The sequence below is a fragment of the Ohtaekwangia koreensis genome (assembly GCF_900167975.1).
GTDB classification, from domain to species: Bacteria; Bacteroidota; Bacteroidia; order Cytophagales; family Cyclobacteriaceae; genus Ohtaekwangia; species Ohtaekwangia koreensis.
Genome location: NZ_FUZU01000005.1, coordinates 244563 through 257328 on the forward strand (window position 1 = coordinate 244563; position 12766 = coordinate 257328).

Here is a 12766-nt window from a genome sequence, read left to right on the forward strand (position 1 = left end):
GCAAAAGTAGAACTATTTCCTACTAAGTCAATAGAGTTAAGGGATTTATTTAAGAATGACAGGCCTAACGACCAGCAGGCAATAGAAAAAAACGGCTATATCGCACCATAAAGCCGATATAGCCGTTGAATCTTGATGTTTATAGCACTACGTGATTCCTTATATAGTATGTTAACTGAAGAGGAGATACGCTATAATCAGCGTGACAATAATGTTGAACCCTTGTGCGATCAGGAAAGCGTATAAGGGCTTTTTGCTATTTTCGTTGAACAAGTCTGAGAACTTTGTTTCCAGTCCGATGCTGGTAAAGGCAAGTACGAACCAAAGCGTTTGTATACTCTTCAAACTATCTTTTACAGAACTCACAGCTTCAGGACTAAGCGCAAAAGAGAAGATGAGCGATGCCGCTACAAATCCGATGACAAATTTCGGAAAGCGCTCCCAGATTAATCCCAACGAAGGTTTTGTTACTTTGCCATCCGCCTGACTTTTGCCGGTATAGGTCCAATATATACTGATCACAAAAGCTGCTACACCCAGTAAAACATTTTGCGAGAATTTTACAATGGTGCTGATCTTTAATGCAGTTTCGCCCACCAATGTACCAGAGGCCACTACTGCACCCGTTGTATCTATACTTCCACCAAGCCATGCACCGGTTACCTCCTGCGAAAAGTGAAAATAGTTGGCGATATAGGGCATGAAAATCATCATGGGGATAGCTACAATCAATACCAATGAAATGACATATGACAGTTTTTTTGAATCTCCCTGTATAGCTCCTGCGGTTGCTATAGCAGCGGATACCCCACAGATCGATACAGCACTTGAAATCATCATGGTTAATTCATCGTCTAGTTTGAATTTTTTACAAACCCAATATGCGAAGTACCATACACTGAGTACAACGGCTAGAGCCTGAACAAGGCCAAGCGCACCCGCCTTAAGAATGTCTGAAAAGATTACACCGGTGCCCAGCAATACAAGACCAATCTTTACAAATAACTCTGTAGAAAGCGTTGCGCGAAACCACTCGGGAAGATTGATGGTATTGCTGATCAACAAGCCGATGGATAAGCTGAAGATTACAGCTTCCAGGTTAAGTGATTTTATCGCACTGTTACCTGCCAGTAACACTGCGATTATGGTTAAGATATATAGTATAGGAAAAACGATCAGGAAATTCTTCCATGGTTTTCCGGTGAGCAATGCACCCACTATGGCAATCAGGAAAGTATATATGAACTGTGCACCAATACTCCCTATATTATGAGTGGAAAATATTTTTTTGGTAAGATCATGGCCCTCTTTCCAGGAGAAGGATGGTGTTGGAATAATAAACAAGACAAGCGAAAACAGGATGGTGATTCCTCCCAATATAACGGCCGTCCAATCTTCGTGTAGTGAAACGCTTTTCTTTGTACCTATAGTCTGCGCTGTAGTCGTATCCATTTTTAGAAGAATGATTTTATTAAAACCTTATAAATGTAATCAACTCTGCAATAGATAGAAAGTAAAAATACGGGAGCAAACGATCAGAGAGGAAGTGAGATTCCCGGTGATTGATGTAGAAGGATTACGGTTAACGGCCAGAGGATTGGCGGCTACGGAATGCACCAATGTCTTTAGAGAAATTCCACCAAAAAATCTTTAAGACCGGTGCATCCGGAAGCCATTTACTTTTAACCAATCAGTAAGGGATTTACATGATCAGCTTACAAACACGAACCTGATAAGATAAATATATACTTGTTCCTTTTTTGATCTCTACTAAATCTATAGACAAATATATGTTGGATAATTTTATGTACAAGCATTCGCGAATTTTTTTTTAAATAGTGAGTGCTATTTCTTTTATTTTCTGGAGCCGTTGTTCCAGGTAGTTGGTCAGTTGATCGAACGGATTAAAATCCAAACCATCCACACCAATGCTCAACGAACTGGTATGTGGGCGGATAGCATAGAAGTAAACGTTGTTTGTTTTGCGGTCAATGATATACTCAATGCTGCCAACATCAATGAGTGCCGCATGAGCAATTTTTTCCAATGCCTGGGTAATCTCTATAGACGGCGTAAATATATTCGCCTTGACTTCGATAGACCAGGCATCGGGTTGATCGCCTGCATGAAAAACTTTTACCGCGTATAGAACCTGGCCATTCAAAATTTCTGCTCGCAGAATATGGTTTCCTTTCGGCTGAATATACTCTTGCACGACCAACGACTTATCTCCATTCAAACGCAATTCATCGTTGATGAGTACATTGACCAATTCACTGATAGACTCAAACCGCTGCGTAGCAATGTGGTCGTTAATGCCGTTACTCTTTATAAGAATAGGAAAGTTAAGTTCATTGCCGGCTGCAAGCAGTTGATCGATACTGCTGACAACACGTGTTTTCGGAAAAGATATACCCAGCGAAGCAAATACTGCCAGCTGCCGCGACTTCGTGCTAAGGATTTCCGTAACACGGGCTCCATTAATTATTTTACTGCTGTTGTGTATACCATTTAACTTCTCCACATGTTTTACATATTCTATAGTCTGTGCTATACCCAGTGCGTTGTGTGTGAGGTATGGCGGAGAGCTCATGTCGTTAAATACAAGACTATAGGGAACTTCGTATTGGGCAGGGTCATATAAATGATCCGCCGGATTAATGATGTCAAACGCAATTCCCCGGTTATAAAGTTTTTCAAACAAAGGGTTGTATTGCTCCGAGTGCCCGTAAATAATACCAATTGGTTTATCAAAAAATGAAAGCATGGTTGTAGTTTTTTCTAACAAAAATATAGCGTGCGTCTTCTAAAATTTATGCTGCTCTTCTGAAAGCAGGGATCAGGTTTTTGTGCTTCTTACTGCCTACGAGTGGCAACAAGTGCAGGTATAGGGGAGTAGTACTCTTTTCAGTTTTAGGATTGTATTTACCAACGATCATCGGTATATACATTACTCTTCTGCGGCTTGCAGCGCCTGTTAAAGGTGATGGCGCCACACGATGCCAGATTCTTCCGTCATGAATAACCAGGTCGCCAGCGTTTGCTTCAACAAGCACTTCATTCTTGTCGTCATAATTATTCAAATAGTATTTCTTGCGAAAGAGTAGATCCCAAAGTCCTTGTTTATGCGTGCCAGGCAAAACACGCAGTCCACCTTTATCAGCAGTGGAGTCATCGAGATAAAAACCGATGTTAAGCATAGGCGCTACTTTCTTGCCATAAAATATATCACGAGCGCTATCCGTATGCCAGCCCATGTGGTAAAAATTACTTCCTTCACTATTTACATAGTGATTGAACACTACACCATCTTTTTCTTCAAGACCAAGGCGTGCGCCTTTGGGCATTAAAACGCGAAGCGCATCAAGTGCAGGGTTATTTGCAAATTGGTTAACCGCTTCACTATGTTGATTTGTAAATGCAAATCGTTGTACGATGGTTTCTCCATTTTCATCAACACCATATTTAATAGGAACACCATTTATTTTCTGAACATTTTCTTTCACCCATCTGCGTTGAACCTGCTCAGTCGATTGTATGATCGCGTCTACAGTTTCCTGCGATGCATATTTTTCAAAATGAATGAAGCCATTCTTCTGGAAGAAATTAATTTGTTCTTCTGTTAATATACCTTCGAAAGTAAATTTTTTATAAGTAGCCATGATATTTTAAATTTTAAGTTTTTGTTATAGTTAGCAGTATGTTGAATCGATCCGTTCAACATCGACATGTTGATAGTATATGAACCATTTACATGTCTCATCTTTTGGAACAATAAGTCCCGGTCACATTCTCTTTAGGAGAATGTATTTTACTCGTCTTAAATTTTAATAGGGGAATTTCAAAAGGCCGAATCAACAACAACAGTTGTGCATGCAACGATTTGTATAGATAGCCTGTGGATGCATACTACTACGAACGGAGAATTCTTTTCTGTGTTTCATGTTAGTTAAAATTTTATAGTTCCAATTTTTTTATTGGTAGGAATTAGCACCTTTTCAGCTTGGCAGCTGATAGGTTGCTAGGGGATCGCTGAGCCTATTCTCTACTCCCTTCTGTATAAAATCAATCTGGTGAGAATTGATTTGTCTACTAAATCGATAGACAAATGTAGGTATTGATTTTTAATGCACAATACTTTCTGAAAAAATATTTAAAAAATTTTTAATAGCAGGGAGGTAAAACAAAAGAGCCTGCAATGTGCAGGCTCTTTATTATACAAAGATTATAAAGGACAATATTGAAATCAGGAAAGAGTCAGTTCGCCTTGCGTAAGTACACGTTACCATATTTTGATTCAAAGCTATAGCGTGGCCCATTACCAGGTTTTGCAGAAACATAGGTGTGGAAGTTTTCCTGCTTGCCGGGTGCACCACCAAACTTGGTCTCCAGGTTTGTATAGATCTCACCATAGTTTGTTTCTGCGCTCAGCTCTCCCGTTGCTTTTTCTGAAAGCGCGGCATCTACAGCGCCATACGTTGATGTTACAGCAAGAGGACCTATAAATTCTTTAATCTCTACCGTGCCATATACAGATTCGATACGCGTTTCAAAATTGCGGGGAACTTTAATCTCCAGTTGTATATCCATATCAACACCGGATGACATCATGTCAAATTTACCTTTGCCATTCTGCTCCTGATATTTATGTAACTCTTCTTTACTTTTAAATGTGATTGTTTGCGAGCCGTCTTTAATGGTATAGCGTTGTGGCAAGCCTTTTAAATTGACAATCTGATTACGAATGGTAACGGTGTTTCCCTGGGTTGACGCTTCAAGTATAAATGCATCGTCATTTTCTCCGTTGTTAATGCTGGCAGTTCCCTGGATCGAGATTTCATTTTTGTCCCAGGTGCTGACACGAACCAACTCGGGATAATCAAAGTGCATTACTATTTTTTGTCCCGGTTGTATAGCTACCGATTTATTGATAGCTGTTTGAGCATAGTCTTTCAGCGGTGCGATGAGCGCGACTATGACGAACAGTATATTGGTTTTCATAGTGAGGAAGTTTTAGTGTATAGTAAAGAGATATGTCTTTATTGCTGGCTGGTATCGGACCGATACCAGCCAGCGCTTCAGATCTATTTCTTTCGCAGGTATACATTGTTATGTGTAGATGACAAGTTTATATCCAGGCCACCACCATTAAGCTTACCACTCACATTATCGCTATACTTGATCATGTTACCAGATTTCTCTATCTCAAGTTTGAAATCAGGATCAACAAAGATCTCTCCGTATACTGTACCTAATTTTAAATTGGCTTTGATTGTTGTCGGGAACGCTACATCAACGTGACCATGTACAGAGACGATCGATACCGGGTTTTTAATATTCGGACTCAGAGATGCATCTATATCACCGTGAACAGTTTTTATAGTCATCGGACCGGTGGTGTTCGTGAGTACTACACCGTTGTGTACAGTCGATACTTCAATTTCGCCTTCAAAGTTTTTGAACTCAATCTCATCGCCATACGGTGATGTATGCGTATAGGATACGACAACACCTTTGGGAACTTTAATAAGAATATCCGGTCCATCCATTTTCTTGAGTTGTTGCACTTCAATGGTGCCACCTTTTTCTACTACCGACAAACCTATACCTGTATTATCTTCAAGACCCATGCTGCTGATAGAGCGTAAGCCCTTTGCACGTTCGTCATCATCTTTTTTGCCATTGCGTGAAGTGAAAACAATTTCGCTTCCACTATATCCCTCAATCTCCACATGGTTCACTTCTTTTATTTCCAGGCGTCCGGTGCTTTTAGCCAATTTATATTCCTGAGCCTGTATGAACCCTGCTATAAACGCCAGGGCTACCGTTGCAAATACTTTTTTCATTGTTGTAAGTCGTTTAATTTAATTTCGTTGTACTTGAGATAGGTTCATTCAGTATAAAACATCCAGCATAAAGTCGACATGTATACCTTAGTCTTTTTGTCTTATACGCCAACCTTAACATTCGGCCTCGAGCTTTAAGCCTCGGCTATAATTCGTGTGCGTGTGAAAAGCATGCTTTATATATTCTTTATCAGGAAAGTTTTAGCAGTCCTGCGTGTGCTTCATCTTTTACTTCCTTCAATACTTCTTCGTCATTGGAGATACGCTCCAATTCTTTCACAGCACCCTGCACTTTCATTTCCACCAGTATTCTAATCAGAGCAATTTGAACCAGCGGATCTTTTTGTGTAGCAAGCGAGGCGATCAGTATACCACGCACATGTCGCTCTTTATTAAATTTACTCAAGGCGTCAAGTGCGGCAAGGCGTACATTGGTATTCGGATCTTCATTCATCGCTTTGCCAAGTGCCATGACAATTTCATCATCCGGGCGCTCCATCTTTAGTGCAACCGTTGCTCCCAATACACGCTGACTTGCTGAGCCCTCATTGTCGAGCATCGACATCATCATCAGCTTGTTTTCTTCCAGTTGCTTTTGAATGAGCGCGATCTCTTGTTGCTGGCGTTGATATTTACTGATCCAGTAACCTAAACCAGCGCCCAGTATAAGCAACGTTACTGCAGCAGCTACGCGATAGAAGGAAGGCTGCAGAAAAATCACTTTTGGTTTTTTAACAGCCTTGATCTCTTCTTGCAGCAATGTATTGAAAGATGACTGAAGGGACGCTGATGGCTCGAGCTTCGAAGAGCGATCCATCGCGTGCATCACTTCCTTCAATTGTTCATATAGTATATATGCATCTTTGTTGTTAACAAGCTCCTGCTCCACCTGAAGTTTCTCTTCGTGCGTAAGCTTTCCATCGATGTAATCAATCAGAAGTGTCTCCAATGTTTCCTTGTTCATAAAGCAGTTCAAAACTCTCCGAAGAGAAATCTTGGTTATATTTTTTCCAGTTCAAAATAATGCTCGCGTAGTTTCAGAATCGCGCGATGCACTTTCACTTTTATATTCGCGACAGTTGTATCCATAATGACGGCCACTTCTTCATATTTCATGTGCTGAAACCGAGTCAGTATCAAGAGCTCCCGTTGTTCTTCCGAGAGCAGCGACATTGATTTTTGAAGAAGTTTTTCCTGTTCATGAATAGTTTCATTCTCTTCACTATCCTGTAAATGGTCGCTCACTTTTTCGATGTCTACAAAATCAGAGAACTTATTTTTGTGCACCTGGTAATGATCCGAAAAAACATTCCGGGCTACCTGGTATATCCACGACTGAAACCGGGCACCTTCTTTATAGCTGTTCCTGTATTTTATAATTCTCAGGAAAACATTTTGTGTCAGGTCTTCAGCCAATGCGCGGTCCATCGTCATGCGCGCCAGAAAATTGAAGATGCGTTTGTTATAGCGCTCAAAAAGTGCAGAAACCTGCTGAAGATCACCGTTTTTCACGGCCTCCATAAGTAGTTCGTCTGTCATCAGATACGCGCTTTTTGTCAATTTTCGTGTTAGTTACCGGAAGGTGGTGTAAAGGTTACAATTGAAAAGTTAAAAAAGATCTCGGGGACGTTATCCATACACTGTTTTGAAATAATAGGGGTAGCCATTCCTAAATACGTGAAGCTACGTTGAAAGAGAGCTAAACTAAGTGTGCCAACTTAATTTGTCAGAATTACAAAAAATAAAAAGCCGGCTTTTGCACGGCTTTCATTCATAACAGGGCACTAAACCCTTTGCGTCATTTTTTATCGGCACAAAGACGTGCTTATGTTATAGTATATCAATCCCAACGTACACGTATATACTTGTCGTTCTTTTTGAAATGAGGTGGTATAACTTTCATAATAGCTTCGCGTAGTTTGAAGAGAAGATTCTCTTTTACAAAACCACTATGCACTGCGAGACTAACTTCCCGAACGGGTTCTGGTGAAACAAATCGTTTTACATGTTTACTCTTGCTGTTCACGGCAAGTTCAGGAATCAAGGTATAGCCATAGTTATTATCGACCATCGCTTTCAACGTCTCAAATGATCCGCTTTGATAGTTTAGCTGGTGATGTACTTTGCCATTTTTTGCTGAACATAAATTCTCCACTTGGCCGCGAAAGCAATGACCTTCTTCGAGCAAAAGCAGGTTATCATAGCTAAGCGTTTTTAGATTGATTCTTTCCTGCTGGTAATACTTCAGATTTTCGGAAGTATATAGCAGTATCGGTTCGTAAAATATAGGCACTTCACGAATATCTTTATCATCGAGCGGAGTCACGAGTATAGCAACATCAAGCCGGTTTGTTTTCAGGTAATTGATGATCTCGTGTGTCTGAAGTTCCATCACCGTAAAAGATGTACCCGGATGTTTTTGCAGGAACTCATTCAGGAATCGTGGAAGCAGGTATGGAGCGAGGGTCGGAATCACACCCAACCTGAACTCTCCTTCAATTGAATCCTTTTCACTGCGGATAAATTCTTTCAGATTTTTTACCTCTTGTAAAATCTGTCGCGCGCGACTGATGATGATTTCTCCGGAAGGTGTTGGCTTGAGCGGCTGCGTTTTCTGAAAGATCTTTACTTCCAGTTCGTCCTCTAATTTTTTCACCATCATGCTCAGCGTTGGCTGTGTTACATGACAGTGCTCCGCAGCCTTTGAATGGTTTCGGTGAATATCAAGGGCAATAATATATTCCAGTTGCTGAAGATTCATTCGTTTGCAAAGATCGGTTAAAACGTTATAATAAACACTACCAATAATCTGATAAGTATTATCGATATGATTTATAATGTTTACAAATATATTTTTGTGTTATTCACAATCAAACAATTTTTAAAATCATATGAGTAAAGGTATTCTTTCAGTTGGTCAGCCCTTCCCGGTATTTAAGAAGGCTGCTGTTGTATCACTTGAAAAAGGAAAAGAATTTTTTGATATCAGTTCTGAAGACTTGATTAATGAAGAAGGTCGCTGGACTGTTATCTTCTGGTGGCCAAAAGATTTTACATTCGTATGTCCTACAGAAATTGCAGAGTTCAACAAAAACTTTGGTGAATTCCGCGATCGTAGCGCGAACCTGATCGGTGCTTCTACCGATTCTGAATTTGTACACTTGGCATGGAGAAAAAATCACGATGACCTTCGCGATTTGAAATTCCCGATGCTTGCAGATACTTCTAAATCATTGGCTGAAGAGCTTGGTATACTGGAGCCGAACGAAAAGATCGCTTACCGTGCAACGTTTATTGTTGATCCTCAAGGTATCATTCGTTGGGTGAGTGTATACGATCTGAACGTAGGTCGTAATGTAAAAGAAGTTATCCGTGTACTGGATGCTTTGCAAACCGATGAACTTTGCCCATGTAACTGGGAAAAAGGTAAGGAAACATTGAAAGTATAGTTGAACAATGGAATCAACCGTAACATATTCAGAAACCACGCAGGAGTTCCTGGAATTTTTAAAGCTGGAAAAAGATTACAGCACCTATACACTTGATCTGCTGGAAGAAGGCAAGTCACGTTATCTCGCTGATCTGAAACTAAACTTTAAGAATTCTTTCGAGAGTGAATATCTCTCGAAGAAGGAGATTTCTTTGTTGGGAGTTTCACTTGCTGTGAATGCTACCAACAAGATATTGCGTGCATTCTTTTCAGACAATGCGCGCCAGGAAGGTGCCACTGCTGAAGAGATTGCAGAAGCTGTTGCATGTGCATCGCTGCTGAGCGCGAACAATGTGTTCTATCGCTTTCGTCACTTCCTGAACAAGGAGAAGTATAACGAGATACCTGCTCGTATCAAGATGAACATTATGGCGAGACCTGTTACCGGCAAAGAGTTCTTTGAACTTATAAGCCTGGCAGTAAGCGCTGTAAATGGTTGCGAAATGTGTGTGAAAGCGCACGAAGCATCTTTGATCGAATTAGGTGCAAAAGAAGAACGCATTTTTGAAGCAGTTCGCCTTGGCGCTGTAATCACAAGCTTGACTAAAGTAGTTTACTAGTTAGTTTATATTGATAAATGTTGAGAAAGGAAAAAGCCCGGAGCAATCCGGGCTTTTTTTATGCTATAGCGGGTACGCTCTCCGTTGTGCTGGTATATATACTATATCCTCACGGGAGATATATTCCAGCTTGTAAGATATATACCTTTAAAAATGACTCAACCCATCGTATAGTTTGTTGCCTGCGCTGGTATGCACGGCATACGTAAATCCTTTTTGCAGGCAGTACGCTCCATACTCACCATTTTTATTTAATGCAAGAAAGCCTACTTGTACCTGTTTTGCTTTTTGAGGACTTTTCTTGAGTATACGTTCTACGGCTAGTCGGCACGCATCACCCGGGGAATGCCCCTGACGCATAAGTTCCACTACAAGGTGGCAGCCAACGATACGGATTACTTCTTCACCTACACCGGTAGAGGTAGCAGCACCAATCTCGTTGTCAACATATAGGCCTGCACCGATAATAGGAGAGTCGCCTATACGGCCGCGCATTTTATAGGCCATACCGCTCGTAGTACATGCTCCTGATAAATTTCCCTGTGCATCCAATGCGATGATACCAATCGTGTCGTGATTTTCAATGTTGGCAACAGGTTTATACTCCGCTTTCTTCATCCATTCTTTCCATGCCTTTTCGGATTCTTTGGTGAGAAGCTTTTCTTTTTTAAAACCATTTGCAAGTGCAAACTGTAAAGCACCTTCACCTGCCAGCATAACGTGTGGTGTCTTCTCCATCACTTTACGTGCTACTGAAATGGGGTGTACTATATGTTCGAGGAAAGCTACAGAGCCGCAGTTGCCATGCTCATCCATGATGCAGGCATCCAACGTAACATGACCATCACGATCGGGAAGACCGCCCAGCCCTACTGATGTTTCTTTTGGATCACCTTCCGGCACACGGGCACCAGCTTCAACAGCATCCAACGCCCGGCCTCCGCCTGAAAGGACTTTCCATGCTTCTACATTGGCTTCGAGACCGAAGTTCCAGGTAGAAAGCACGATTGGCTTCTGGCCTTCAATTCCCTTTGCCAGGCTTTTGCCAAATGGAAAAAGAGATGCGCCAAGTGCTGAGAGCTGGATGAATTTTCTGCGGGTAGTCATTGTATATTTTCGGTGGTTAAGATTTCTATTCCGGTTTAAGTATAAACGATGCAAAGTCCATGCCCTAACCTTTTTATATAGTTGGTTTTTACAAGGGTATATTTCCGTGTTTTTTCCGGGGAAGCTTCGCTACTTTGTTCTCCAGCATTTCAAACGCACGGATCAATTTTTCACGTGTCTGGTCGGGATATATAACTTCATCAATATATCCGCGGTGCGCAGCACGATACGGGTTTGCAAACTTAAGGGTATAGTCATCCACCTTCTCTGCTAATTTAGCTTCAGGGTCGGCCGCTTCTGAAATTTCTTTCTTAAAAATAATTTCGGATGCTCCTTTAGCTCCCATTACAGCAATTTCCGCAGTGGGCCATGCATAGTTCATGTCTGCACCAATGTGTTTGGAATTCATAACATCATAAGCACCTCCGTATGCTTTCCGTGTGATCACGGTAACACGAGGCACGGTGGCCTCTGAAAATGCGAACAATAATTTAGCACCGTTAGTAATGATTCCGTGCCACTCCTGATCGGTGCCCGGTAAAAAGCCGGGTACATCTTCGAATACCAGCAACGGTATATTAAAGCAATCGCAGAAGCGAACAAAGCGCGCTCCCTTTACACTTGAATTTATATCGAGTACACCGGCGAGCGATGCAGGTTGATTGCCAACAATACCTATACTGCGACCAGCGATGCGCGCAAAACCTACTACTATATTTTCAGCAAAATTTTTATGCACCTCAAAGAAACTTCCATCATCCACTACACCGGTAATTACCTCACGCATGTCGTAGGGTTGATTGGGATGCACCGGGATGATGTCATTCAGTGCGGGACGCTTTTCATTGGCGATCGTATAGGGCAACCGTGGTGCGCTGTCTTCACAGTTTTGCGGAATATAGCTGAGCAATTTTTTAATATAGGTGATGCACTCGACTTCATTCGCACAAGCGAAATGCGTAACACCACTTTTTGAACTGTGTGTCTGCGCGCCACCGAGTTCTTCTGCCGTCACATTTTCATGCGTTACGGTTTTTACAACGTTCGGTCCGGTTACAAACATGAACGAAGTATTCTCCACCATTAAAACAAAATCAGTAATCGCGGGAGAGTATACCGCGCCACCGGCACACGGGCCCATGATCGCGGAGATCTGTGGAATAACTCCAGACGCTAATGTATTTCTGTAAAATATATCGGCATAGCCTCCCAGGGATACAACGCCCTCCTGTATACGCGCGCCACCAGAATCGTTAAGCCCTATAACAGGCGCTCCGTTTTTCATGGCGAGGTCCATGATCTTTACAATCTTTTCGGCATGTGTTTCAGAAAGCGAACCACCGAACACGGTGAAGTCCTGTGAGAAAACATAAACCAGTCTGCCGCTGATCGTTCCATAGCCCGTCACGACACCATCGCCCAGGTAATATTCTTTATCGAGACCAAAATCTTTGCTTCGGTGCATTACGAATTTCCCCAGTTCTTCAAATGAACCTTCATCAAGCAACAAGTGAATCCGCTCACGCGCAGTTAGTTTTCCTTTCGCGTGCTGTTGTTCGATCCGTTTTTCACCACCCCCCGTTAATGCTTCCTGATTTTGTCTTTCCAGTTCATCAAATTTTTGTTGTAATGCAGGTTCTTTGGTTGTTCGCTTGGCCATCTGATTGAGATTTTGTCTTAAATATAATAGTCCACAGACAACGGACAACAGTCTTCACCTGGTTGGTTGACAGTGGACAATAAATTAGTATCTTCACGCGCCT

The 12766-nt window shown here is 41.6% G+C and carries 12 protein-coding genes and 1 riboswitch; of the genes, 2 read left to right on the forward strand and 10 right to left on the reverse strand.

Annotated elements, in window-relative coordinates; genetic code table 11:
- Positions 1 to 171: 171 nt before the first annotated feature.
- The 8 genes from B5Y40_RS28220 to B5Y40_RS28255 all read right to left on the reverse strand — a co-directional run bounded on the left by B5Y40_RS28220 (position 172) and on the right by B5Y40_RS28255 (position 8607).
- Entirely contained in the window at positions 172 to 1452 is a 1281-nt protein-coding gene (locus tag B5Y40_RS28220; RefSeq protein ID WP_079690251.1) for a YeiH family protein, read from the reverse strand.
- Between the two features lie 379 nt (positions 1453 to 1831).
- On the reverse strand, positions 1832 to 2767 hold the full coding sequence (locus B5Y40_RS28225) for an ATP-grasp domain-containing protein (protein ID WP_079690252.1): 936 nt from the start codon (positions 2765 to 2767) through the stop codon (positions 1832 to 1834).
- A gap of 46 nt (positions 2768 to 2813) precedes the next feature.
- Complete coding sequence (locus B5Y40_RS28230) at positions 2814 to 3662, reverse strand: phytanoyl-CoA dioxygenase family protein (protein WP_221409004.1); 849 nt, start codon at positions 3660 to 3662, stop codon at positions 2814 to 2816.
- A 292-nt stretch (positions 3663 to 3954) separates the two neighbouring features.
- Positions 3955 to 4066: riboswitch (SAM riboswitch) on the reverse strand.
- Positions 4067 to 4257: 191 nt separating this feature from the next.
- On the reverse strand, positions 4258 to 5001 hold the full coding sequence (locus B5Y40_RS28235; protein WP_079690254.1) for a DUF4097 family beta strand repeat-containing protein: 744 nt from the start codon (positions 4999 to 5001) through the stop codon (positions 4258 to 4260).
- Between the two features lie 83 nt (positions 5002 to 5084).
- Entirely contained in the window at positions 5085 to 5846 is a 762-nt protein-coding gene (locus B5Y40_RS28240) for a DUF4097 family beta strand repeat-containing protein (protein ID WP_079690255.1), read from the reverse strand.
- Between the two features lie 190 nt (positions 5847 to 6036).
- A complete protein-coding gene (locus B5Y40_RS28245; protein ID WP_079690256.1) occupies positions 6037 to 6810 on the reverse strand; it encodes a HEAT repeat domain-containing protein in 774 nt (257 codons plus the stop codon).
- Between the two features lie 35 nt (positions 6811 to 6845).
- Positions 6846 to 7385, reverse strand: coding sequence for an RNA polymerase sigma factor (locus B5Y40_RS28250; protein WP_079690454.1), 540 nt, complete (start codon positions 7383 to 7385; stop codon positions 6846 to 6848).
- Between the two features lie 301 nt (positions 7386 to 7686).
- Entirely contained in the window at positions 7687 to 8607 is a 921-nt protein-coding gene (locus tag B5Y40_RS28255; protein ID WP_079690257.1) for a hydrogen peroxide-inducible genes activator, read from the reverse strand.
- A gap of 130 nt (positions 8608 to 8737) precedes the next feature.
- Between B5Y40_RS28255 and B5Y40_RS28260 the strand changes: the two genes are divergently transcribed.
- Positions 8738 to 9295, forward strand: coding sequence for a peroxiredoxin (locus tag B5Y40_RS28260; RefSeq protein ID WP_079690258.1), 558 nt, complete (start codon positions 8738 to 8740; stop codon positions 9293 to 9295).
- A 7-nt stretch (positions 9296 to 9302) separates the two neighbouring features.
- The gene (locus B5Y40_RS28265; RefSeq protein ID WP_079690259.1) at positions 9303 to 9896 is read left to right on the forward strand and encodes a carboxymuconolactone decarboxylase family protein; all 594 of its coding nucleotides are present in this window, start codon (positions 9303 to 9305) and stop codon (positions 9894 to 9896) included.
- A 147-nt stretch (positions 9897 to 10043) separates the two neighbouring features.
- Here the strand turns inward: B5Y40_RS28265 and B5Y40_RS28270 are convergent, their stop codons facing one another.
- On the reverse strand, positions 10044 to 11003 hold the full coding sequence (locus B5Y40_RS28270) for an isoaspartyl peptidase/L-asparaginase family protein (protein ID WP_079690260.1): 960 nt from the start codon (positions 11001 to 11003) through the stop codon (positions 10044 to 10046).
- 88 nt (positions 11004 to 11091) lie between these two features.
- Positions 11092 to 12663: an acyl-CoA carboxylase subunit beta gene (locus B5Y40_RS28275; protein ID WP_079690261.1), complete on the reverse strand. Its 1572-nt coding sequence runs from the start codon at positions 12661 to 12663 to the stop codon at positions 11092 to 11094.
- Positions 12664 to 12766: the final 103 nt, after the last annotated feature.